Source organism: Massilia sp. WG5 (assembly GCF_001412595.2).
Classification (GTDB): Bacteria; Pseudomonadota; Gammaproteobacteria; order Burkholderiales; family Burkholderiaceae_D; genus Telluria.
Map to the genome: position 1 here is coordinate 3,224,855 of NZ_CP012640.2, position 22,371 is coordinate 3,247,225.

The following is a 22,371-nucleotide window of genomic DNA, read 5'->3' on the forward strand; positions in this document are numbered from 1 at the left end:
GGCTTTTTCAATGTGTTGCTCGTTCGTCAAACAGACTGAGCTGCTCGACTTGTTCGGTGTCGGCCAGGCGCACGCCGACGCCCAGCAGGCGCACCGGGCGGCTGGCGCGCAGCCAGCCGGTTTCCATCAGGTGCGTGTAGATCGCCAGGTTCGGCGCGTAGCCGACGCACTCCACCGTCGTCTGCTGGAAATCGTTGAATTTCAGTTTCACGAACAGCTTGTTGATGAATTTTTCAGCATTGTTGCGCCTGATCCTGCCCTGCAGCTGCTCCATCAGTTCCGGCAACAGGGCCAGGCAGGCGGGCAGGTCCGGCACGTCCGGCGTATAGGTTTCCTCGGTGCTGATCGACTTGCGCTCGCGCACCGGATTCACTTCGCGAAAGTCGATGCCGCGGCACAGGTCGTGCAGGCGGGCGCCGAAGGACCCGAAATGCTCTTGCAGCTTCGCCATGCTCCAGCTGCGCAGGTCGGCGCAGGTCTGCACGCCCAGCCCGTTCATCTTGGCGGCCGTGACCTTGCCGACGCCATGCAGTTTTTTGACCGGCAGCGCCGCCACGAAGGCGTCGACTTCATCCGGGCGCACCAGGAACAGGCCGTCCGGCTTGTTCCAGTCGCTGGCGATCTTGGCCACGAACTTGCTGGGCGCCACCCCGGCCGACGCCGTGATGCCGACGGTCTCGAAGATGCGCTGCCGGATCTCCTGCGCGATCAGGGTCGCGCTGCCCTTGCAGTGCTTCGATGCCGTGACGTCCAGGTAGGCCTCGTCGAGCGACAGCGGTTCCACGAGTTCTGTGTAGTCGCGGTAGATGTCCATGATCTGGGTTGACGCGATCCGGTACTTCTCCATGTTCGGCGGGATCAGGCGCAGTTCCGGGCACAGCTTCATCGCCTGCCCGGTGGCCATCGCCGAATGGATGCCGTAGCGGCGCGCTTCGTAGTTGCAGGTGGCGATCACGCCGCGCTGGTCCGCCCGTCCCCCGACCGCCAGCGGCCGGCCGCGCAGCGACGGATCATCCCGCATCTCGACGGATGCGTAGAAACAGTCGCAATCGCAGTGGATGATCTTGCGGATAGGAGCATTCATACTGTAATTGCATACAGTATCGAGGGAAAGCAGAAATGATGCAAGACTGAAACACGCAAAAAAGGCGCGCAACTTTCGCCGCGCGCCTTGATCAGCGTATCGAAGCGCTTACCAGGTGAACTTCAGCTGGTAGGTCGCGCCATAGCCGCCCGCGTGGTAGCGCACGCGGATGTAGCGCGGCTGCGTGGTGGTCGCGGTATTGGTGACCGATACCGCGTCCGTCGTCGCCGGACCGTTGGTGCTCTGCGCCAGCTGGGTGCCGCCGCTGTTGTAGGCATACAGGTCATAGTCCGATCCGCTGCCGCTGGGGCCCATGGTCAAGGTCGCGCTCAGGGTCTTGCCGGCCGGGACCTGAACGACGAAATAATCGTTGTCGGTCGTGCCGTACAAGGTGCCGGTGACCACGGTGCCGGAAACCTTCACCGCGTTGGCAGTCGAGATGTAGTTGTTCGACTCCACCTCGCTCTGGGTCGGGGCCGTAACCGTCGCGGTGGCCATCACGGCGTTCACGGCCGCGGCCGCGTCGACGATGCCGGCGCCGCAACCCGAGCAGGCCGCCGGGAAGGCGCGTGCGGTCGCTTTCAGCTTGGCTTCGACTTCGTCCGGGGTCAGGTTCGGGTTCTTCGACAGCATCAGGGCGGCCACGCCGGCCACGTGCGGGGTCGCCATCGAGGTGCCCATCATGTAGCCGTAGTTATCGCCCGCCGGGGTGGTGGTGCCGGCGTTCCAGGTCGACAGGATCGCGCCGCCGCTGTCGCCGCCCGGCGCCGCCACGTCGACCACCGTGCCGTAGTTCGAATACGAGGCCTTGCCGCCGCTACGGTTCACCGCCGCCACCGTGATCACGCCGGCGCAATTGGCCGGGTTCGAATTGGACGCATTGGTGTTCGAGTTGCCGGCCGCGACCACGACCACGGCGCCGCGCGAACGTGCGCTGTTGATCGCGTTCTGGGTGGTGGTGTCGCAGGCGCCGCTGCCGCCCAGCGACAGGTTCAGCACGCGCGCCTTGTTCGCATTGGCCGGGGCGCCGGTGACGGCGCCGCCGGAGGCCCAGACGATGGCGTCGGCGATGTCCGAGGTATAGCCGCCGCACTTGCCCAGCACGCGCACCGGGACGATCTTGGCGCCGAAGGCGACGCCGGCCACGCCGACGCCGTTGCCGGTCCTGGCCGCGATGGTGCCGGCCACGTGGGTGCCGTGCCAGCTCGATGCCTCGTCCTGGGCCGGCATGCCGCCGCCGCACTGGCCGGCAACGGTGTTGTCGCCGACGTCGCTGGCGTCGCTGTCGCGGCCGTTGCCGTCGCCGGCAATGCTGGCGCTGGCGATGAAGTCATAGCCCGGCAGGATCTGGCCGCTCAGGTCGGCGTGCGGGCGGTAGCCGGTGTCGATCACGGCCACGTTGATGCCGGCGCCGGTCGATTTGTCCCAGGCGGCCGGCAGGTTCAGGCCGGCCTTGGCTTCGTAGTAGTGCCACTGCTGGCTGTACATGGGATCGTTCGGCACGTACAGCGGCGTCATGATGCGGTCCGGTTCCGCGTACTCGACGTCCGGATCGCGCGTCTTCAGCTCGGCGGCCAGGGTGCGGGCTTCGTCCAGCGACATCGTGCGGCTGAGCTGCATCACGTTGGCGCCGGTGGCGGTCGCGCGCAGCGCGCGCATGGTGGCGCCGAGCTGCTGGCCGGCACGGGCCTGCAGGGCCTGGCGCGCAGCCGACATGGCGCGCGGCGGCACGGCGCCCTTTGAATTGTCGACCGCATCCTTGTACTTGACGATCAGGCGGTCGGTCTGGGTAATGACCTTGCTTGGTGGCGCATCCGACGGCGCGGCATGGGCCGCCAGCGAGCCGAAGGCGACGAGGGCTGCGGCGCAGATTTTCAACACGGGAGACATCTTGTGGTGCGTCATGCTTGCTTCCTCTTTCCAATTTACTGAACAGGGAAGCGTAACGAAAAGCGGCCCGCTTGGGGCCGCTTTAGGGGTTTTCACCACAGAAAAATTTTTGATAAGTAATTGATTGATAAAGGAAATTAGTTCCTAAGAGTACTTTCCTTTACAGACAATCCACTTACCAGCTCAGCTTCAGGGTGTACTTGCCGCTGGTCGAACCGGTGCCGCCGCTGTAGTACACCACGCGCACGTAAGCGGACACGGTGGTGGTACCGTTATTGATCACGCTTGTCGAATCCACCGAGCCGGCGCCGTTGGTGCTCGATGTCACCTGGGTGCCGGCGCTGTTGTAGATGTACAGGTCGTAGTCGGAGGTCGAGTTCGGCGTCAGGGTCGAGGTCAGGGTCTTGCCGGCCGGGAGTTGCACCAGGAAGTAGTCCGTATCGGTGCTGCTGGACATGGTGCCGTTGACCGTGGTGCCCGAGGTCGACACCGTGTTGGCGGTGCTGATCGTGTTGTTCGACTCGGTTTCCGAGATCGTCGTGCCGGTGCCGCCGGTGCCGGTGCCGGCGGCGGCATCGACCGCCGCCGAGGCGTCGACGATACCGGCGCCGCAGCCGCTGCACGTTGCCGGGAAGGCGCGCGCACTCGACTTCAGGCGGGCGGCGACGTCGTCCGGAGTGAGGGCCGGGTTCTTCGCCAGCATCAGCGCGACCACGCCGGCCACGTGCGGGGTGGCCATCGAGGTGCCCATGTAGCCGACGTAGTTGTCGGCGCCCGGGGTGGTGGTGCCGGCGTTCAGGGTCGACAGGATCGCCGCGCCGCTGTCGCCGCCCGGCGCCGCCACGCTGACGATGCTGCCGTAGTTCGAGTACGAGGCCTTGCCGCCCGATTTATTGGTGGCCGCCACCGCGATCACGCCCGAGCAGTTGGCCGGGCTGCTGTTGCTGGCATTCTGGTTCTCGTTGCCGGCCGCGACCACGACCACGGTGCCGCGCGAGCGCGCGCCGTTGATCGCGTTCTGGGTGGTGGTGTCGCAGGCGCCGCCGCCGCCCAGCGACATATTGATCACCTGGGCGCGGGCCGCGATATTGGTCACGCCCGCGACGGTGCCGCCGGAGGCCCAGATGATGCCGTCGGCGATGTCCGAGGTGTAGCCGCCGCACTGGCCCAGCACGCGCACCGGCACGACCTTGGCGCCGTAGGCGACGCCGGCCACGCCGATGCCGTTGTTGGTGAGCGCCGCGATGGTGCCGGCCACGTGGGTGCCGTGCCAGCTCGAGTTGCTGGCCGCCGAGCCGGTGCCGCACTGGCCCGCGGCGGTCCAGTCGCCCGGGTCGCTGGCGTCGCTGTCGCGGCCGTTGCCATCGTTCGAGATGGTGGTATCGGCGATGAAGTCATAGCCGGCCAGGATCTGGCCCTGCAGGTCGACGTGCGGACGGTAGCCGGTGTCGATCACGGCCACGCGGATGCCGGCGCCGGTCGATTTGTCCCAGGCTGCCGGCAGGCGCATGCCGCCGGTCACGTCGGTGTAGTCCCACTGCTGGGCAAACAGCGGGTCGTTCGGCGTGAACATCGGCTTCATGATGCGGTCCGGCTCGGCGTACTCGACCGAGGAATCGCTGGCCATCAGGTCGGCGGCGAGCTTGGCGGCCTCGGCCACGGCGAGCTTGCGGTTCATCTGGATCACGCGGGCGCCGGTACCGATGGTGTGCAGTTCCTTCATCGTCAGGCCGCGCTTGCGGCCGACCTGGTCGACCATGGCCTTGCGCGAGGCTGCCATCGGCGACGAGGCGGCGGCGCGGGTCAGGCCCTTGGCGGTGCTCTTGGCGCCCGGTCCGGCCTCGTCCTTGTACTTGACGATCAGGCGGTCGGTCTGGTCGCTCACGCCCGCAGCCTGTGCGGAGGCTGCACTTGCCGCACCAGCGGGCGCGCCCGCGAATACTGCGCCGGCGCCGAGGCCGAGGACGGTCGCTGCGCACAGTTTCAAGACTGCCGGGTACATCGATTTCCGAGACTTCATGTTTCTTCCTTTTTATAGAAAAACACAAAAGTTTGATTTTCCGCAAGCACGTCAATGCAGCCGAGTGCCTGAGATCTTTTGTATCGACGCTGTTTCTGTACGTCGATTTCCCGTCTGAAAGCGGGACACGGAAGAGTAGCGCGAAGGCGGAAATAGTGTAGATATTTCACAATTGATTTCGGCATATTTACAACGAAAAACCGGATCAAGTAGCAAAAACCTACTTTATTTGGCAGAAAAACAGCTCAGCAGAATAAGATCTTGCTAAAAATGGCCAAAAACAAGCTCAGCCATCATTCTCGGTCAACCACAATATTTAACACATTGTCTTGAGATATATCAGATATAACTAAAAAATTTTCACCAGGCGGCCAATGCCGGCCAAACGAAAAAAGGCCGCGATCGCTCGCGGCCTTTTCCTCCTGCGGACAGCAGTTCAAGGCTTAGAAATTGCCCTTGAACTGAACGCCGTAGGTGCGTGGCTCATTGGTGAAACCAGTCAGGTTGTTGAAGTCGATGGCGCCGGTGATGCGACGCTGGTCGAGGATGTTGCGGCCGAAGGCTGCCACTTCATACTTGCCGCCCGCCCAGTTGTAGCCGACGCGCAGGCCGCCTTCGGTCAGCGGCTTGCCGGTGAACTCGGCTGCTTCGTACAGGAAGAAGTTGATCTTCGTACGGTAGGACCAGTCGGTGTAGACGAAGAACTCGCCGTCGCCCATCGGGATGCCATAGCGTGCGGTCGCGTTCAGGGTCCACTTCGGCGCCTGCGGCAGCGGGTTGCCGTTGATCTCGACGCGGCCGGCCGCATTGATCGGGTCGGTGATCGTGCACTGGGCGCACTTGTTCACCGACAGGCTCGGATCGCGGATCTCGGTGAAGTTGTAGCTGGCGCCGGCGGTCACGCGCAGCGACGGGCTGACGATGCCTTCGAAGTCGAACTCGGCGCCCTGGGCCTTGGTCTTGGCCGCGTTGATCAGCTTGGTAACGTTCGAGTTGCCGCCGACCACGGTCAGCTGCTGGTTCTTCACCTCGAAGTCGTACAGCGAGAAGTTCAGGCGCGCGCGGCGCTGGAACAGGTCGGCCTTGACGCCGCCTTCGACCGAAGTGACGGTCTCGGCGTCGGCCACGGTCACCGGCACCGATGCCGAAGCGGCGGCGATACTCGGGGCGCGGAAGCCGGTCGCCACGCGGGCATACAGGTTCACCTCACGGTTCAGCTTGTAGGTACCCGACAGGTCCCAGTTGACCTTGCTCTTGCTTTCGCTGATGCCGGCCGGGCCGATCAGGGTCACGTTGGTGTGTTCCAGCGTGGCGAAGTCCTTCTTGTCGTCGGTGTAGCGCAGGCCGCCGCGCAGGGAAAGGGCGTCGTTGACGGCATAGGTCACGGAACCGAAGGCGGCCCAGGCCTTGTTCTTCTGGTTCGAGACCACGCGCGAGGTTTGCGCCTGGGTCACGCTGTCGAAGTTGTCGCTGCCGCCGGTCGCATCTTCATCGAAGTAGTACAGGCCGGCCTGCCAGTTCAGCGGACCCGCGTTCTTCGACTCGACGCGGAATTCCTGCGAATACTGGCTCAGGTCGGTCAGGCGGCTGGCGGTCTGCACCTGGAAGGGGATGAAGCCCGGGCCGGCCGGGGTGCCGCCGTCGATGTCGCCGCGGCTGTTGTAATGGGCCACGCCTTCGTAGCCGGTGATCGAGTACAGCTTGACGGCGCCCAGGTCCCACGACAGGCGCAGGTTGGCGCCGTTGGTTTTCAGGTCCTGGTAGTTCAGGGCGTTGGTGACGATGCTGTTCAGGTCGTAGCCGTCGACGATGTCGGCGCTGCCCTTCTTGATCAGGTTCGCGCGGAACAGGCGGGCGCTGCCATTGGTGGTGCGCTGGTGCACGTTGAACAGCGCGCTGAAGCTCGCGTCCGGGGTGTACAGGAACTGCACGCGCTCGGCGTGTTCGTTGTAGCCGTCCAGGTCGCCGGTCTTGTTGGTCTTGGCGACGTCGCTGTAGTTGCTGACGTAATCGTCGCGGTGCTGGCGCAGGGTCGACACGCGCATCGCCCACTTGTCCGACAGCGGCACGTTGACGGCGCCTTCCAGGTTGACGGTGTTATGCGTGCCCCACGAGGCGTTGTAATAGCCTTCGACCTTCTTCAGGTTCGGCTTTTCGGATTCGAGCTTGACCACGCCGGCCGGGGTATTGCGGCCGAACAGGGTGCCCTGCGGACCGCGCAGCACTTCCACGCCGGTCACGTCGAAGATCGGGAAGCCTTTCAGGATCGGGTTTTCCTGGACGATGTCGTCATAGATCAGCGACACCGGCTGCGAGGCGAACAGCGAGAAGTCGGTGTTGCCGTAGCCGCGGATGTAGAAGCGCGGGAAGGTACGGCCGTTCGACGATTCGATGTTCAGGCTCGGCACCTTGCCGGCCAGCACGCGGATGTCTTCGCCACCGGAGACGATGACGTCCAGTTTCTCACCCTTGACGGCGCTGACGGAAACCGGCACCTCCCGGATGTTTTCGGTGCGGCGCTGCGCCGTCACGGTGACGGTCTGCAGCTCGTTGGACGATGTAGCTTGGGCCTGTGCCAGGGCCGAGGCGGCCGGCAAGGCGGACAGCGCCAGCATCGCACCGTGGGTGGCGATGACGCGCTTGTGCATCTTGGACATCTTGATCATTGCAATTTCCTAGGAAGAGTGAAAAAAACTGCCGCGTGTCTCCGCCATTCCAGAGCTCAGCACTGCGCACCGTTGGCGATGTCTAAATATTGCCGGCTTGAAAGCGCGCAATTGTCAGCCATGTGTATAAGCTTAGGCAAGAAATAAGCGCAGGACCGGGCGGACATACAACACATTTTTTTCAGTAAAACCCTTGCGTGCTGCGGAAGGGATACGCTATGATTCGGGCCTCTTCGGACGCGGTGACAAACGTCGGAAGACATCTCTGGTAGAGAGCGCGGGCGCTTAGCTCAGTTGGTAGAGCGGATCCCTTACAAGGATTAGGTCGGGAGTTCGAGCCTCTCAGCGCCCACCACGCCTTCAGGATGATGTCGGCAAAGCGAAGAACCGGTCAGTAGTAACGGAGCGGTAGTTCAGTTGGTTAGAATACCGGCCTGTCACGCCGGGGGTCGCGGGTTCGAGCCCCGTCCGCTCCGCCAGCATTAAAGAAAAAAGGTCCGATTTATCGGGCCTTTTTTCTTTTCAGGCAGAAGAGGGTCTCCCCTGCGGGAGACCCGGTTTCGGGCTCGAAGGGATTCGCTTGCAAGCGAGTCCGCGGCCCGCGGAACGTGGGCGAGCCCCGTCCGCTCCGCCAGCATTAGAGAAAAAAGGTCCGATTTATCGGGCCTTTTTTCTTTTTCTCTTTCCGTATCAAGCCCGCTTCAGCATGGGCGCGCCGGCTTCGATCCGGTTGCGCCCGCCCGTCTTGGCCGTGTACAGCGCATGGTCGGCGCGCGCCAGCGCCGCCGCCAGCGCTTCACCGGCATCGATCATCACTACCCCGATACTGACCGTCATGCGGCAGCCGTCCGCGCAGCCGGGCACCGGCGCCGCGGTCACCGCCGTGCGCAGGCGCTCGGCCGCTTCGATCGCGCCATCGAGCGTGGTGCCGGGCATGGCCAGCGCGAATTCCTCGCCGCCGAGGCGGCCGATCACGTTATGCTCGCGCAGCACGCCGCGTGCCGTGTCGGCGAACACCTTCAGGGCCTCGTCGCCGCAGGCATGGCCGAAGCTGTCGTTGAGCTGCTTGAAGTGGTCGATGTCGAGCATCAGCAGCGCGATCGGCTTGCGCAGGCGCAGCGCCAGCAGGCGCGCGGCCTCGGCGCGCTCGAAGAAGGCGCGCCGGTTGAGCACACCGGTGAGGCCGTCGACGGTGGCCAGGTTGCGCATCAGTTCATCGTCCTTCTGCTTGCACAGCAACAGGAAGCCGAAGCCGTTCACGATCATCAAGAGGTAGCTCGCCAGGTAAGCCGGGCCGCCCAGCGGCGTCATGGCCGCGCCGCTGCTGTCGCCGTCGAAGCCCAGCCAGGCCAGGATCGCCAGGGCGAAGAGGATATTGTTGACGCCGATGATCCGCTGCAGCAGCGGCGCCGTGCGCGGACGCAGCAGGACCACGGCCGCGCCGAACACGGCCAGGGCGATGATGAAAGAGATCAGTTCCGTCAGCTGCCGCCGCGACACGCCGGTAGCGACCGCATAGCCGACCGCAGCCCAGCCGGGCAGCGTGAGCAGGCACAGCGGTCGGCGCCAGCGCGCAAAGCCGAAGAACAGGCAGTTGGCGCCCACTTCCAGCGCCACTCCGCCCACCCAGGCGAAGGCGGACAGCGCCTCGACCACCCGCAACTCGAATTGCGGCGCGATCCACCAGCAGAGCTGGGCGAGGCCGATCGACAGGCGGCCCCACATCCAGTAGCCCAGCGCCGGGCTGTTTTCCGCACCGCGCATATAGCCCGCCATCAGCAGCGCAAACGCGATATTGCCGACACCGAGCGCCAGCATGAAGGTTTGAATATCGATCACATGTGTTCCTCAGGGAGCGCCGCCGGCACTGGTGCAATTATTCTAACAAATGTTGCCTTATGGAATTATATTACACGCTTTGATCATGGAGGCACGCACAATTCGTGCGTGGAAAGCGGTTTGCTGTCCGATACCGGCGCACGCGTTATGCAATTGCTGCGATGCATGGACGCATCGTGCATAATTGACAATAACCTTGACGAACCTGGCTGCTGCTCTCCTGGAGTTTTCGTGATCTTTCGCTTCCTCAAATCCCAGACCCTGTCCCCGCGCCAGCGCAGGCTGCAGAACACGCCTCTGTTCCGCTCGCTCAAGCCGCTCGAGGTCAAGTTCGTGGATGGCCTGATGCACGAACGGCGCTACCTGCCGGAAGAGATCGTGTTCGACGAAAACGAGGAAGGCCAGGCGCTCTACCTGGTGATGGCGGGCCGGGTCGAGATCAGCCGCATGCACGGCGGCAGCCGCCAGCTGGTGAGCGAACTCGGGCCGGGCGGCTTCTTCGGCGACCTCGCCCTGCTCGACAACTCGCCGCGCAGCGCCCGCGCACGCGCCATCGAACACTGCGAGCTGGCGGTGTTCTTCCGTGACGACTTCCTGGCGCTGATGGATACCGACGCCGTGATCGGCTACAAGATCTCGCTGGCGCTGGCGCGCCACATCGGCCAGCGCCTGCGCGAGGGCCTCGGCGGCCAGCCCCAGCTGGAAGCGCTATGACCGCCGGCCCCGTGGTCCACCAGGAGCGCGCCGGACCGGTGGTCTGGACCGCGATCGTCGGCGTCACCTGCCTGCTGCTGGTGCTGCTCGAACACATGCTGTGGCTGGTGCTGCCCTTTATCTTCGGCACCGTGATGTATTACACCCTGCTCGGGCCGATGCGGCGCCTGCTGCGCCTGGGCTTTTCGCGCAGCGTGTCGTCGATGCTGGTATGCGCCGTGTTCTTCGGCGCCGCCACCCTTGCCGTGGCGGCCGCGCTGGCGTGGGGCTCCGGACCGGCCGACGAGACCAGTTCCTGGCACGACACGCTGGCGCTGTACGCGAACGGCGGCGTGGCGTTCGTGCGCAACACGATGGCGCTGCTGGAAGCGAAATTCCCGATCCTGGCCGAGATGCACCTGAGCTCGCTGGTCAACAAGCGCTTCAAGGTCTTCACCGACACCTTCGCCCAGCGCTATTTGACGACCATCCTGGTCACGGCGGCCGGCTGGCTGCCTTCCCTGCTGCTGGCGCCCTTCCTCGCCTTCTTCTTCCTGCGCGACGGCTTGCGCTTCAAGAAATTCCTGGCGCGCGCGGTGCCGAACGCCTACTTCGAGCGCACCCTGTTCCTGCTGCGGCAGGTCGACCAGACCGCGCGCCGCTATTTCGAGGGTCTGCTCAAGCTGACTGTGCTCGACACCATCGTGCTGGGCTTCGGCCTGTGGGTGATCGGGGTCTCGTCGCCGCTGCTGCTGGGTTTCATTTCCGCGCTGCTGGCCTGGGTGCCTTTCGTCGGCTCGGTGGTCGGCTGCGTGATGGTGGTGATCGTGGCCTCCACCGACGCTCCCGGCAACCCGCTGGTCGCCTACGGCGCAATCGTCGTCTTCATCCTGGCGCGCCTGCTGGACGATTTCGTGTTCATGCCGATCACGCTCGGGCGCAGCCTGAAGATCCACCCCTTGATCACGGTGCTGATGATCTTCATCGGCGGCGCGCTGTCCGGCGTGGCCGGCCTGATGCTGGTGCTGCCGCTGCTGGGCGTGGTGATGGTGATCGGCGAGACCTTGGGAAAACTGATGACCAACCCAAGGCTGCGGGCAAGGCATCGCTATGCGCGGCAGTTGCGGGAAAAGCAGGCCAGCGCAGACCTGCAGGCCTGAGGAGCGATAAAAAACCGGGGTCGCGCCCCGGTTTCTGTTACTTCCGCCCCGCCGCTTTTTGCTTGGGCTTGGCCTTGATGGTCGACAGGATGCCCGGCTTCGCCTTCCCCGGCGGCGCCGCGAAAGGCGCCGGTTCGCTGCGGCCGTTGGCGCCGCCCCGGCCATTCCTGCGGGTCGCGACCTCGATCACGCGGCCCTTCGGCGCGGTGCTGCGCGCCTCGGCCACCAGCGGCATATTCTTGCGCTCGCTGCGCGGCGTCATTTCCTGTTCGCTGCCGGCCGGCGGCACCAGATGGCGCTCGCCATTGCCGATCAGGTCACCGCGGCCCATGCGCTTCAGGCCTTCGCGCAGCACCGGCCAGTTCTCCGGATCGTAGTAGCGCAGGAAGGCCTTGTGCAGCTTGCGGGTCTTGCCGCTCTTGGCTGTAAGGACCTCTTCCGAATCCTCGGTCACCTTGGCCAGCGGGTTCTTCGCCGTATGGTACATGGTGGTCGCCATCGCCATCGGGGTCGGCGTGAAGGTCTGCACCTGGTCGAGGTGGAAGTTGTTCTTCTTCAGCCACAAGGCGAGATTCAGCATGTCCTCGTCGGTCGAACCCGGGTGGGCCGCGATGAAGTAGGGGATCAGGTACTGCTTCTTGCCCGCCTCCTTCGAGTACTTGTCGAACAGCGCCTTGAACTCGTCGTAGGCGCCGATACCCGGCTTCATCATCTTCGACAGCGTGCCCTCTTCCGTGTGCTCCGGCGCGATCTTCAGCAGGCCGCCCACGTGGTGCGTGACGAGTTCCTTCACGTACTCGGGCGAACGCACGGCCAGGTCGTAGCGCAGGCCGGAACCGATCAGGATCTTCTTGATGCCGGGGATCGCGCGCGCCTTGCGGTACAGCGAGATCAGCTTGCTGTGGTCCGTGCCCAGGTTGCTGCAGATGGTCGGGTACACGCAGGACAGGCGGCGGCAGGTTTCCTCGACCTTCTTGTCCTTGCAGGCCAGGCGGTACATGTTGGCCGTCGGGCCGCCCAGGTCGGTGATGGTGCCGGCGAAGTTCTTGGTCGTATCGCGGATCAGCTCGATCTCGCGCAGGATCGACGGTTCCGAGCGGCTCTGGATAATGCGGCCTTCGTGCTCGGTGATCGAGCAGAAGGTGCAGCCGCCGAAGCAGCCGCGCATGATGTTCACGGAGTAGCGGATCATCTCCCAGGCCGGGATATGCGCCTTGCCGTAGCTCGGGTGCGGCGCACGCGCGTACGCCAGGTCGTAGACGCCGTCCATCTCGTCCATCGCCAGCGGCAGCGGCGGCGGGTTCAGCCAGACATCGCGGTCGCCGTGCTGCTGCACCAGCGCGCGCGCATTGCCCGGGTTCGACTCCAGGTGGAACACGCGCGAGGCGTGCGCGTACATCACCGGATTCTCGCTGACGGTCTCGAACGACGGCAGGCGCACCACGGTCTTCGCCGCCTTGGCGCGCGCGGCAGCCTGGCGCTCCTCGCGCGTCATGATGACGACCGGTTTCACGACCGGCTCCGGCTGCGCATTCTCGGTGGCGCAGGCCTTGGTGTCTTCCTGCGCCATCGCGTAGGGATTCGGATGCGGATCGACGCGGCCCGGCACGTCCACGCGGGTGGAGTTGTGCACCGACCACTCTTCGTCCGGCAGCCAGCCGTGCGGCACCAGGAAGGCGGTGCCGCGCAGGTCGCGGATGTTCTTGATGTTCTCGCCCGCGGCGATGCGGCGGGTCACGTCGACCAGCGCACGCTCGGCATTGCCGAAGATGACCAGGTCTGCCTTCGATTCGAACAGCACCGAGCGGCGCACCTTGTCCGACCAGTAGTCGTAGTGCGCGATGCGGCGCAGCGAGGCCTCGATCGAACCGGCGATCACCGGCACGCCCGGGAAGGCTTCGCGGGCGCGCTGGCAGTACACGGTCACGGCGCGGTCCGGACGCTTGTTCGGCTCGGCGTTCGGGGTGTAGGCGTCGTCGGAGCGGATCTTGCGGTCGGCCGTGTAGCGGTTGACCATCGAATCCATATTGCCGGCGGTAATGCCCCAGTACAGATTGGGCTTGCCGAGCGCGCGGAAGGGTTCCACGGAGGTCCAGTCCGGCTGGCTGATGATGCCGACCCGATAACCCTGCGCTTCCAGCAGGCGGCCGACCAGCGCCATCCCGAAGCTCGGGTGGTCGATGTAGGCGTCGCCCGTGATCAGGATGATGTCGCACGAATCCCAGCCCAGCTTGTCCATCTCGGCGCGGGACATGGGCAGGAAGGGAGCGGCGGGAGCACGGCTGGAGCGCTTGGGGACGCTCGCGAACAGATTGGATGGGGAGTTCATTGGGCGGCATTTTACAGGAAAAGCCTGCGGCCAGCTCACTCCCCTTCCAAAATTGGCTTAGTTTTCAACAACTTAATCAGATACCCATGTTGTTGAGGATATTGCCGAGCTGGCGCAGGGCCGGCTCCAGGGTCGGGTGGCGCGCCGCGAAGCGCGCCGTGATTTCCTGGCTGCGCGAGGCCAGGCCGTAGGTGTTGGCGTCCGGGTCGTCGGCGCGCTTCTCGAGCACGCGCTTGATGTCGCCGTCGAGCTGGCGCAACAGGATTTCCAGTTCGTCATCGACCTGGCCTGCATCCTCGAGGTGGCGGTGCAGGGTTTTGAGGTGCGCTTTCAGGGTGTCTTCGTTGTCGGGCAGCATATCGTCCCTCATGATGTGAACTTTGTCTCAAGATACAGCTTCTCGACCCGTTCGCGGGCCCAGGGCGTCTTGCGCAGGAACTTCAGGCTCGATTTGATGCTCGGGTCCTTGATGAAGCAGTTGATATCGATGCGGCGGCCGAGCTCATCCCAGCCATAGTGCTCGACCAGGCGCGTTAGCAAGGATTCTAAAGTAATACCGTGTAATGCCTGAACACTCATAGTTGCAAGTTTATATCTGACTGCGAAGGATGGGCGCGCGCGCCTCGTCACCCCCGCCTGCGCGGGGACGACGAGGAGAGCCTCGGGAACGACGGTATGGGACTGCTTACTCGCCGGTCAGGCCGCGGCGCTCCAGCAGCGGCTCGATCTTCGCATCGCGGCCGCGGAAATTGCGGTACATCTCCATCGCATCCATGGTGCCGCCGCGCGACAGCAGCATCTGGCGGAAGCGGTCGCCGTTCTTGCGCAGCAGGCCACCGTTTTCCTTGAACCACTCGACGGTGTCGGCGTCCAGCTTCTCGGCCCACAGGTAGCCATAGTAGCCGGCCGAGTAGCCGCCCGAGAACACGTGCGAGAAGTAGGTCGTGCGGTAGCGCGGCGGGACCAGCGGGAAGTCGACGCCGGCGTCATGCAGGGCCTTGGCTTCGAAGCCCAGCACGTCGCTCGGGACCTGGTCCGGGGCCAGCTGGTGCCAGCTCTGGTCCAGGATCGATGCCGCCAGGTACTCGGTGGTGCGGTAGCCTTCATTGAACTTGCTTGACGCCTGCACCTTGTCCAGCAGCGCCTGCGGCATCGGGGCGCCGGTCTGGTAGTGCCTGGCGTAATGCGCGAGCACCTCCGGCCAGGCCATCCACATCTCGTTGACCTGCGACGGGAACTCGACGTAGTCGCGCGGCACGCGCGAGCCCGAGAAGCGCGGGTATGTCACGTTCGAGAACATGCCGTGCAGGGCATGGCCGAACTCGTGGAACATGGTGCGCACTTCGTCATAGGTCAGCAGGGTCGGCTCGCCGGCCGCCGGCTTCGGGATGTTCAGGTGGTTCGCCACCACCGGGTGGGTGCCCAGCAGCGTGTTCTGGCCCACGTAGGCGTTCATCCAGGCGCCGCCGCGCTTGTTCGAACGCGCATACGGGTCGTGCAGGAAGATCGCCAGCTGCTTGCCGTCGGTGTCGAACACGTCGAACACGCGCACGTCCGGGTCGTACACCGGCAGGTCGTGGCGCTCCTTGAAAGTGATGCCGAATTCCTTGTTGGCGGCGTAGAACACGCCGTTCAGCAGCACGTTGTTGTACTCGAAATAGGGACGCAGCTGGTTCTCGTCGAAGGCGTAGCGCTGGGCGCGCACCTTGTCGCTGTAGTAGTTCCAGTCGTAGGCGGCGGCCTGGAATTGTCCGCCCTCGGCGTCGATGACCTTCTGCAGGTCGGCCGCTTCCTTCTTCGCGTTGTTCACGGCCGGCTTGGCGAATTCGGCCAGCAGCTGGTTGACGGCGCCGGTCGTCTTCGCAGTCTGGTCTTCCAGCATATAGGCCGCGTGGCTCGGATAGCCCAGCAGCGCGGCGCGTTCGGCACGCGCCTTGACCAGCTCCAGCACCACCTGGCGGTTGTCGAAATCGCCGCCATGGCTGCCGCGCGCCAGCGACGTCGCCATCAGCTTCTCGCGGGTCGCACGCCTGGTCAGCACCGACAAAGGCGCCTGCTGGGTGGTGTTCACGACCGGGATCACGAACTTGCCGTCCAGGCCGCGCTTCCTGGCCTCGGCGGCGGCGACGTCGATCGCCTTGTCCGACATGCCGGCCAGCTCGTCGCGGCTGTCGACCACCAGGGCCGAGGCGTTCGCTTCCTTCAGCACGTTCTGGCTGAACTGGGTCTGCAGGGCCGCGATCCTGGCGTTGTAGGCCTTCAGCTTGATCTTGTCCGCGGCGGACAGCTTGGCGCCGGCGCGCACGAAGTCGGTGTGGTAGCGCTCCAGCAGATAGGCCGACTCGGCGTCCAGGTGCAGTTTGTCGCGCTTGTCGTACAGCGATTGAATCCGTTTATACAGTTTCTCGTTCAGGCGGATCTTGTCGCTGTGGGCGGCCAGCTTCGGCGCCAGTTCCTTGTCCAGCGCGTTCAGGGTGTCGTTGGTGTTGGCGCCGACCAGGCTGTAGAACACGGTCGAGACGCGGTTCAGCAACTGGCCGGAACGCTCCATCGCGACGATGGTGTTCTGGAAGGTCGGCGCCGTCTTGCTGTTGGCGATCGCGTCGATCTCGGCCGACTGCTGGCGCATGCCCTCTTCGAACGCCGGCGCGAAGTCGTCGTTCTTGATCTTGTCGAAGGGCGGATAGTTGAACGGCAGGGTGCTCGGCCTGGCGAACGGGTTCGAGGCCGGCAGCTGGGATGGCGCGGCCTGGGCGAAGGTGGCGACAGCCGCGGTAACGGCGAAGGCCAGGATGTGGGAACGGTTCATTCTCTCTCCGATGTGATTGTTGTTGTGCTCAATTACCCGTCAGGCCGCGGCGTTCCAGCAGCGGCTCGATCCGTGCGTCGCGACCGCGGAAATTGCGGAACAGGTCCATGGCATCAAGCGAACCGCCGCGCGACAGCAGGGTCTGGCGGAAGTGGTCGCCATTCTTGCGCAGCAGGCCGCCGTTTTCCTTGAACCACTCGACCGTGTCGGCGTCCAGCTTTTCGCTCCACAGGTAGGCGTAGTAGCCGGCCGAATAGCCGAGCGAGAAGCTGTGCGAGAAATAGGTCGTGCGGTAGCGCGGCGGCACCGGCGCGAAGTCGACGCCGGCGTCATGCAGGGCCCTGGCTTCGAAGCCCAGCACGTCGCTCGGGATCTGGCTCGGGGCAAGCTGGTGCCAGCGCTGGTCGAGCAGCGAGGCGGCCAGGTACTCGGTCGTGATGTAGCCCATGTTGAACTTCTTCGATGCCTGCACCTTGTCGAGCAGCGCCTGCGGCATCGGCTCGCCGGTCTGGTAGTGCCTGGCGTAGTTGGCCAGCACCTCGGGCCAGGTGGCCCACATCTCGTTGACCTGCGACGGGTACTCGACGAAATCGCGCGGCGTATTGGCGCCCCCAAAAGTCGGGTACTTCACGTTCGAGAACATGCCGTGCAGCGCGTGGCCGAATTCATGGAAGGCGGTACGCACTTCGTCGTAGGTCAGCAGGGTCGGCTGGCCGGCTGGCGGCTTCGGAATGTTCAGGTGGTTCGCCACCACCGGGTGGTTGCCGAGCAGCGCGGACTGCGTCACGTACTCGTTCATCCAGGCGCCGCCCTGCTTGTTCGGGCGCGCGTAGTAATCCATGATGAAGATCGCCAGCTGCTTGCCGTCGGCGTCGAAGACGTCGAACACGCGTACGTCCGGGTCGTACACCGGCAGGTCGTGGCGCTCCCTGAAGCTGATGCCGAACTCCTTGTTCGCCGCGAAGAACACGCCGTTCTGCACCACGTTGTTCAGTTCGAAATAGGGCTTCAGCTGGCTCTCGTCGAAGGCATACCTGGCCTGGCGCACCTTGTCGGTGTAGAAGGCCCAGTCATGCGCCGCGACCTGGAAGCCGCCCTCGGGTTTGCCGGCCTCGGCATCGATCACCGACTGGATTTCCGCCGCCTCCTTCCTGGCGTTGTTCACCGCCGGCAGCGCCAGCTCGCCCAGCAGCTTGTTGACGGCTTCCGGGGTCTTCGCGGTTTCCACTTCCAGCGAGTAGGCGGCATAGTTCGGGTAGCCCAGCAGGACCGCCTTTTCGGCGCGCAGCCTGGTCAGGCGCTGCACCAGTTGGCGGCTGTCGAATTCGCCGCCGCGGCTGCCGCGCGCCAGCGACACCGCCATCAGGCGCTCGCGCGTCGTGCGATTGCTCAGCGAGGACAGCAGCGGCTGGCCGGTGGTGTTGGCCAGCGCGATCACGAACTTGCCGTCCATGCCGCGCTTCTTCGCTTCGGCGGCGGCGGCGTCGATTTCGGCATCGGACAGGCCGGCCAGTTCGGCGCGGGTGTCGACCATCAGGCTCGATGCGTTCGCTTCCTTCAGCACGTTCTGGGCGAAGGTCGACTGCAGGCTGGCGATCTCGCCGTTATACGCCTTCAGCTTGGCCTTGTTCGCCGCCGACAGCCTGGCGCCGGCGCGCACGAAGTCGCGGTGGTAGCGCTCCAGCAGGTGCTTCGATTCGGCGTCCAGCTTCAGGGAATCGCGCTTGTCGTACAAGGCCTTCACGCGCTTCCACAGCTTGTCGTTCATGTAGATCGCGTCCGCGTGGGCCGCCAGCTTCGGCGACATCTCGCGGTCGATCGCGTCCAGGTTGTCGTTGGTGTTCGCGCCCTGCAGGTTCGAGAAGGTGGTCGACACGCGCGCCAGCAGCTGGCCCGAACGTTCCATCGCGACGATCGTGTTCTCGAAGCTCGGCGCGGAGCGGTTGTTGGCGATCGCCTCGATCTCGAGCAGGTGGACACGCATGCCCACTTCGAAAGCCGGCCTGAAGTGCTCGTCCTTGATCTTGTCGAACGCCGGATAGTGGAACGGCAGCGCACTCACCCTGGCGAAGGGATTCGAGGCGTCGAGGACGGCTGGGGAAGCGGAGGTGGCGGTGGCTGCGGTGGCGGGAATGGCGGTCGAGGCAAAGGCAAGCGCGATGCTTGCCGCAACGATGAAGCTGTGTGGCTGTTTCATGCAATCTTTCACGGACACTGATGGGGCGCTGCCGGAGCGGGCCCGGCAGCAGGTGCGCGAAAGATCATAGCAGGCTTATTGCCGCATCGTCACATTGAAGTGTTGCAATCCATCGTACCGACAGCGGTCTTCAGGACGCGCCCTTGCGGGCCTCTTCGGCCTCTTCTTCCTCGATTTCCTCAACCACTTTTTTCTCGATGCGCCGGTCCGGAATCAGCCACATCACGGCCACGCCCGCATAGACCAGGAAGCCCAACCAGGCTGCGAACCAGGCCAGCGCCACGCCGGTCAGGTAGAGCACGACCGAGATCTTGCCCTTGCGGTCGCTGCCGATGGCTTCGGCCAGGGTCGAGTTCTTGTCATGATTGCGGGTCAGACCGCGCGCCAGCAGCGAGTACGCAGCCGCGCACATGAACAGCACGAAGCATAGGCGGCGGTCGGTCCGGTCTCGAAATGGTTCTCGCCCATCCAGGCGGTCACGAAGGGAATCAGGGACAGCCAGAACAGCAGGTGCAGGTTGGCCCACAGCACGCCGCCGCTGACTTCCTTCACGGCGTGCAGCATGTGGTGGTGGTTGTTCCAGTAGATGCCGACGTAGATGAAGCTGAGCACGTAGCTCATGAACACCGGCCACAGCGGCAGCAGCGCGCGGAAACTGGCATCGTGTGGAACCTTGAGTTCCAGCACCATGATGGTGATGATGATGGCGATGACGCCATCGCTGAAGGCTTCGAGCCTGTTCTTGCCCATCTGTTCCCCGATTAGATTCGCATGCCGATACGGATGACCGCTTCCGTGGCGGCGGAGATCACGGAAGCGATCGCCCGGTCGATAAGGCCAGCATGGCGAATACGCGCTGCGGACTGGTCATGATGTTGCTGTTCTTCGCTCAATATAGCCGAGATGGCGGCAGTGGCTTCGGGATCGGCAACACCGATTTCAAGGAGTTGCTGCCGCAGATGACGAAGGACGACGCGTTCGACGGCCACGGTTGCGCTTGCGATGGACCGAGCGCCCATCAAGCCGGTCAGCAAGCCGAGCACGTATCCTCCGGCACCGCACAGCCAGAAGCTGCGGCACCGTGGCAGCCCCCTTCGCGTCAGTTCCCCGGCAAAGATGGCGCGATGCCGCTCTTCATGTGCTTTGAATTCGGCCAATTCGGGCAGCAAGGAAGGTGCTCGCAGCCGCGCCATTGCGATCTGCCCAGCGTATATCTTCACGGCGCCATGCTCACCTGCATGATTCACCTTGATGATCCGCCCCGGATCGATAGCTGGAGGCCGTATGCTGTCCATTGCAATCATCAAGCCCCACAATGGATTGAGAAATCAGGCTGATTGCTAAGCCGCCGGTCCGATATATTGATCGAGGTTCGCCGCGAAATCATCGAAGTTTTCCTCCATCATCTTGCGGAACTGCTCGGTGAAATATTCCAGCGCCCGCTCCTTTTCGGCCTTCATGTTTTCCGAGTTGCCGGTGCTGCGCGCGACGATGAAGGCGTTGAAGCGCGTCGTGGCGTACATGGTCGACGCGGCGACCGCGCTTGGCTCGGCCTTGTCGCACTGGTCGTTCGACAGGTTGATGATCGCGTTCACGCGATTCCAGAATTCCGCATCGGGGGTATTGTTGCTCATGATTGATAGGTGATTGATCGTTGGATGGGCAATGACGTTACCGGTGCAGGCGCCGACCGTCATCGGGAAGCCAGCGACGCACTGTAGCACACGCGGGATTCAATCAAATATCGCCCGGCGAAACCACGCCGGCAATGACCAGCCCCCACAAGACGCCACCCATGATCACCCAGGCCCAGTTCGCCTTCGACAGCCGTGCATTGCCCTTCCCTCCCGGGTCGCCGCAGGCGAGGTTGATCTTCTCCTGCGCCATCAGGAAGGGCGGCAGCAGGACGAACATGCTGGCGAACGAGGCGATATCGCCGGCCGTGCCGCCGACCAGGACGTCGATGAAGTTCGCCAGCAGCATCAGCGCGACCAGCACGGTGGCGTGCCAGCCGCTGTGCCAGCGTGCGATCGCCGGCTGTCCATAGCCAGATGCTTTGATCTTGCGGAACAGCGCATGCGTGAAAAACATCCAGAACACGGCGCGCGGCACCGGAGAAATGGTGCTGCCGAAGCGCGATGCCTCCGGATGCCTGTCCTTGTAACGGTCCCAGTTCCTGTAATACCAGTACAGGATGTAGAGCGTGAAGGTCGACAGGAACAGGATCGCCAGCTTGCGCTTCGAGACGACGTAGAACTCGGGCTCGGCGTTCAATTACCTGGATGCCTGCCTGCGCTGCCTCAGCTGTTTGCGGACCGCCTTGATGCGGCCGATCAGGGCTTCGTTCATCCGGTCCTGGATGCCGTGCAGGCCGAGCAGCAGATTGCTCACGCTGCGCCGCCGGCACAGCAGCAGCTTGCCGCGCCGCTGCAGTACATGGGTCGAGCGGAACTCCTGGTTCGGCGTACCGTAGCCGAAGTCGGCATGGCTGAAGTCGAAATGGGCGATCGCATCCTGCAGGGCCAGGTGGGTGATGCTGGTGCCGACGGAGAAATTCATGTACTCCGGCTTGCAGTAGATGTTATGCACGTGCCATACATCAGGAGAACGGGTACCCAATATGAGGGCCACCGTCTGGCCGCCGCACTGCAGCAGGTAGGAATGCAGCAAGCCATGACGCGCCAGGCTTTCCAGCTTCTCCCGCGATGGCAGCGCAGCGGGATCGCCGGCTCCCTGCAGCGCATGCATATCGCTCACCAGGGCCGCGACCTGGTCCGCCTGCTCGACCCGCACCAGGCTGGCCTCGCCTGCTTCCTTGCCCAACAGGCGCACCTGGCGCGACAGGTTGTAACGCTTCTTGGAGCTGAGCTTCTGCAGGTAGGTATCGACATCCTCGGGCAAAGGCATGGTATGGCAATGCTGCCAGCCGTTCAGGATGTGGCCGGACAGGCCGTCGCCGCCGACGGTATGCGCCAGCTCTTCAGGCATCGCCTGCATCAGCAGGGCGCGGCAATCGGTATGGCGCTGCAGCAGGCTTTTCAGGACGAAGCCGGACAGGCCCTCTTCGCCGGCGTCGAGCAGCGGCACACTGCCGAGCACTTGATAGACAGGGACGTCACGCTCGAACAGGGTCCATGGGCCGAGGCGCACGCTGAGCTTCTGCGTAAGCCGGCGTCCCGGGACAATGCCGACGATCCGGGCATCACTGCGGCGGCGCACGAGGTGGAGTTCGCAGGCTGCGTCGCCGGTTGGCGCCGTGTCCATCAGGTAGCGAAAGAATGCCGGCAGCTGGTACAGCATTTCCGGACTGCGGCGCGCCCCCAGCAGCCGGCTCCATGCCGCTTGTACATCGGAGCGGTCGTGGTCCGTGGTGGCGTCTATGAACTCGAACTGCTGCGCCGTCTCGGCACGACGCACGCGTGCAGGCGCCGGTGCAGTCCAGGCAGTCAACTGGGAATTTTCCTTGGTATGTGGCACAGATGCTTTCACATTGACCTCGCGTGAACCGGTACGGCGTCCAAATTGACGGATCTGATTGTATTTACGTTGCGACTGATGATACCGCGAGGTAATGCTACCGTACAGCATTTTTATGCTAACACGACATTAAAATTTGTTAATTTGTAATTTATAAAACTAGTTTTCAACACATGTAGATTCTCTGAATATACGAAAAATGATGAA

16 protein-coding genes, 2 tRNA genes and 1 pseudogene are annotated in these 22,371 nt (G+C 63.9%); 4 read left to right on the plus strand and 15 right to left on the minus strand.

Annotated elements, in window-relative coordinates:
• Positions 1-7: 7 nt before the first annotated feature.
• From dinB to AM586_RS14380, 4 genes are all read right to left on the minus strand, one after another.
• Positions 8-1,084 carry a DNA polymerase IV gene (gene dinB, locus AM586_RS14365; RefSeq protein WP_047821249.1) on the minus strand — a complete coding sequence of 359 codons (1,077 nt, stop codon included), beginning with the start codon at positions 1,082-1,084 and terminating at the stop codon, positions 8-10.
• 108 nt (positions 1,085-1,192) lie between these two features.
• Positions 1,193-2,989, minus strand: coding sequence for a S8 family serine peptidase (locus AM586_RS14370; protein WP_229411019.1), 1,797 nt, complete (start codon positions 2,987-2,989; stop codon positions 1,193-1,195).
• A gap of 160 nt (positions 2,990-3,149) precedes the next feature.
• The gene (locus AM586_RS14375; RefSeq protein ID WP_047821251.1) at positions 3,150-4,994 is read right to left on the minus strand and encodes a S8 family peptidase; all 1,845 of its coding nucleotides are present in this window, start codon (positions 4,992-4,994) and stop codon (positions 3,150-3,152) included.
• A 443-nt stretch (positions 4,995-5,437) separates the two neighbouring features.
• Entirely contained in the window at positions 5,438-7,660 is a 2,223-nt protein-coding gene (locus AM586_RS14380) for a TonB-dependent receptor (protein WP_082439345.1), read from the minus strand.
• 279 nt (positions 7,661-7,939) lie between these two features.
• Here AM586_RS14380 and AM586_RS14385 point away from each other — a divergent pair.
• Together AM586_RS14385 and AM586_RS14390 are read left to right on the plus strand one after the other, a co-directional pair.
• A tRNA-Val gene (locus AM586_RS14385) sits at positions 7,940-8,015 on the plus strand.
• A gap of 47 nt (positions 8,016-8,062) precedes the next feature.
• Positions 8,063-8,139 (plus strand) — tRNA-Asp (locus AM586_RS14390).
• Between the two features lie 211 nt (positions 8,140-8,350).
• Here AM586_RS14390 and AM586_RS14395 read toward each other — a convergent pair.
• Complete coding sequence (locus tag AM586_RS14395) at positions 8,351-9,499, minus strand: GGDEF domain-containing protein (protein WP_047821253.1); 1,149 nt, start codon at positions 9,497-9,499, stop codon at positions 8,351-8,353.
• A 231-nt stretch (positions 9,500-9,730) separates the two neighbouring features.
• Here AM586_RS14395 and AM586_RS14400 point away from each other — a divergent pair, with 231 nt between their 5' ends.
• Both AM586_RS14400 and AM586_RS14405 read left to right on the plus strand, forming a co-directional pair.
• Positions 9,731-10,213: a cyclic nucleotide-binding domain-containing protein gene (locus AM586_RS14400; RefSeq protein ID WP_047821255.1), complete on the plus strand. Its 483-nt coding sequence runs from the start codon at positions 9,731-9,733 to the stop codon at positions 10,211-10,213.
• A complete protein-coding gene (locus tag AM586_RS14405) occupies positions 10,210-11,352 on the plus strand; it encodes an AI-2E family transporter (protein ID WP_047821257.1) in 1,143 nt (380 codons plus the stop codon). The genes AM586_RS14400 and AM586_RS14405 overlap by 4 nt, the downstream gene beginning before the upstream one ends.
• A gap of 37 nt (positions 11,353-11,389) precedes the next feature.
• On the opposite strand, the gene AM586_RS14410 is transcribed toward AM586_RS14405, so the two are convergent.
• The 10 genes and pseudogenes from AM586_RS14410 to AM586_RS14455 all read right to left on the minus strand — a co-directional run bounded on the left by AM586_RS14410 (position 11,390) and on the right by AM586_RS14455 (position 22,137).
• Positions 11,390-13,606 carry a YgiQ family radical SAM protein gene (locus AM586_RS14410; protein ID WP_047821260.1) on the minus strand — a complete coding sequence of 739 codons (2,217 nt, stop codon included), beginning with the start codon at positions 13,604-13,606 and terminating at the stop codon, positions 11,390-11,392.
• Between the two features lie 151 nt (positions 13,607-13,757).
• Positions 13,758-14,051, minus strand: coding sequence for a DUF4404 family protein (locus AM586_RS14415; RefSeq protein WP_047821262.1), 294 nt, complete (start codon positions 14,049-14,051; stop codon positions 13,758-13,760).
• The gene (locus AM586_RS14420; protein ID WP_047821263.1) at positions 14,048-14,260 is read right to left on the minus strand and encodes a VF530 family DNA-binding protein; all 213 of its coding nucleotides are present in this window, start codon (positions 14,258-14,260) and stop codon (positions 14,048-14,050) included. The genes AM586_RS14415 and AM586_RS14420 overlap by 4 nt, the downstream gene beginning before the upstream one ends.
• A gap of 106 nt (positions 14,261-14,366) precedes the next feature.
• Positions 14,367-16,490, minus strand: a complete 2,124-nt coding sequence (locus AM586_RS14425) for a M3 family metallopeptidase (RefSeq protein ID WP_047821265.1) — start codon at positions 16,488-16,490, stop codon at positions 14,367-14,369.
• Positions 16,491-16,518: 28 nt separating this feature from the next.
• Positions 16,519-18,687: a M3 family metallopeptidase gene (locus tag AM586_RS14430; protein ID WP_047821267.1), complete on the minus strand. Its 2,169-nt coding sequence runs from the start codon at positions 18,685-18,687 to the stop codon at positions 16,519-16,521.
• A gap of 130 nt (positions 18,688-18,817) precedes the next feature.
• Positions 18,818-19,437, minus strand: a pseudogene (locus AM586_RS14435) (TMEM175 family protein).
• Positions 19,438-19,448: 11 nt separating this feature from the next.
• Positions 19,449-19,991: a demethoxyubiquinone hydroxylase family protein gene (locus AM586_RS14440; protein ID WP_047821269.1), complete on the minus strand. Its 543-nt coding sequence runs from the start codon at positions 19,989-19,991 to the stop codon at positions 19,449-19,451.
• A gap of 36 nt (positions 19,992-20,027) precedes the next feature.
• Complete coding sequence (locus AM586_RS14445; RefSeq protein ID WP_197416357.1) at positions 20,028-20,384, minus strand: DUF3144 domain-containing protein; 357 nt, start codon at positions 20,382-20,384, stop codon at positions 20,028-20,030.
• Between the two features lie 40 nt (positions 20,385-20,424).
• On the minus strand, positions 20,425-20,961 hold the full coding sequence (locus tag AM586_RS14450; RefSeq protein ID WP_047821273.1) for a hypothetical protein: 537 nt from the start codon (positions 20,959-20,961) through the stop codon (positions 20,425-20,427).
• Complete coding sequence (locus tag AM586_RS14455) at positions 20,962-22,137, minus strand: GNAT family N-acetyltransferase (protein WP_162600549.1); 1,176 nt, start codon at positions 22,135-22,137, stop codon at positions 20,962-20,964.
• Positions 22,138-22,371: the final 234 nt, after the last annotated feature.

What these genes read in the sequence shown, in the direction of transcription:
- AM586_RS14380 (WP_082439345.1), bottom strand. Translation starts at nt 7,660, where the DNA reads ATGATCAAGATGTCCAAGATGCACAAGCGCGTCATCGCCACCCACGGT.
- AM586_RS14410 (WP_047821260.1), bottom strand. Translation starts at nt 13,606, where the DNA reads ATGTCCCGCGCCGAGATGGACAAGCTGGGCTGGGATTCGTGCGACATC.
- AM586_RS14415 (WP_047821262.1), bottom strand. Translation starts at nt 14,051, where the DNA reads ATGAGGGACGATATGCTGCCCGACAACGAAGACACCCTGAAAGCGCAC.
- AM586_RS14420 (WP_047821263.1), bottom strand. Translation starts at nt 14,260, where the DNA reads ATGAGTGTTCAGGCATTACACGGTATTACTTTAGAATCCTTGCTAACG.
- AM586_RS14430 (WP_047821267.1), bottom strand. Translation starts at nt 18,687, where the DNA reads ATGAAACAGCCACACAGCTTCATCGTTGCGGCAAGCATCGCGCTTGCC.
- AM586_RS14445 (WP_197416357.1), bottom strand. Translation starts at nt 20,384, where the DNA reads ATGACGGTCGGCGCCTGCACCGGTAACGTCATTGCCCATCCAACGATC.
- AM586_RS14425 (WP_047821265.1), bottom strand. Translation starts at nt 16,490, where the DNA reads ATGAACCGTTCCCACATCCTGGCCTTCGCCGTTACCGCGGCTGTCGCC.
- AM586_RS14405 (WP_047821257.1), top strand. Translation starts at nt 10,210, where the DNA reads ATGACCGCCGGCCCCGTGGTCCACCAGGAGCGCGCCGGACCGGTGGTC.
- AM586_RS14370 (WP_229411019.1), bottom strand. Translation starts at nt 2,989, where the DNA reads ATGACGCACCACAAGATGTCTCCCGTGTTGAAAATCTGCGCCGCAGCC.
- AM586_RS14375 (WP_047821251.1), bottom strand. Translation starts at nt 4,994, where the DNA reads ATGAAGTCTCGGAAATCGATGTACCCGGCAGTCTTGAAACTGTGCGCA.
- AM586_RS14440 (WP_047821269.1), bottom strand. Translation starts at nt 19,991, where the DNA reads ATGATTGCAATGGACAGCATACGGCCTCCAGCTATCGATCCGGGGCGG.
- dinB (WP_047821249.1), bottom strand. Translation starts at nt 1,084, where the DNA reads ATGAATGCTCCTATCCGCAAGATCATCCACTGCGATTGCGACTGTTTC.